The organism is Aeromicrobium phragmitis (assembly GCF_003674095.1).
GTDB lineage: Bacteria > Actinomycetota > Actinomycetes > Propionibacteriales > Nocardioidaceae > Aeromicrobium > Aeromicrobium phragmitis.
In genome coordinates this window covers 1-342 of record NZ_RDBF01000213.1, presented here as the reverse complement: position 1 = coordinate 342, position 342 = coordinate 1, and the positions used below count along the sequence as shown (strand labels likewise).

Sequence of the window (342 nt, the reverse complement as noted above, 5' to 3'; positions counted from 1 at the left end):
AGCAGGAAACAGAGATGTCCGACCCAGCGAATCGCAGCCTGGGCGGAAGACCCTCTCGCCATCGGGAGACCCACCAGCACAGGCCTGCGACATCGCCAACCGGCTATCCGCCTGTGCTGAAAGAGGTCCGAGATGTTCACCGGATTGTGGAGCCTCAGCGTCCGCACCCACACCCTGCTGCAGCGATACGCGCCCACCAACCGTCTCCTGAACCGGCTGCGCACCCGTGAAGGGTTGCGCTGGGGCGTGCCCGCGATGCTCCTCGGCGTCGTCTACCTGGCCGCGGCCGTCGGCTGCGCCGCGCTCGTCGAGCACGGCTGGACCGAGTGGCTCTACGTGCCG

At 67.8% G+C, this 342-nt stretch carries 1 pseudogene; it reads left to right on the top strand.

Features of this window, described 5'->3' with window-relative positions:
- Positions 1 to 132: 132 nt before the first annotated feature.
- Positions 133 to 342, top strand: a pseudogene (locus tag D9V41_RS17020) (sulfate permease); the annotation flags it as partial.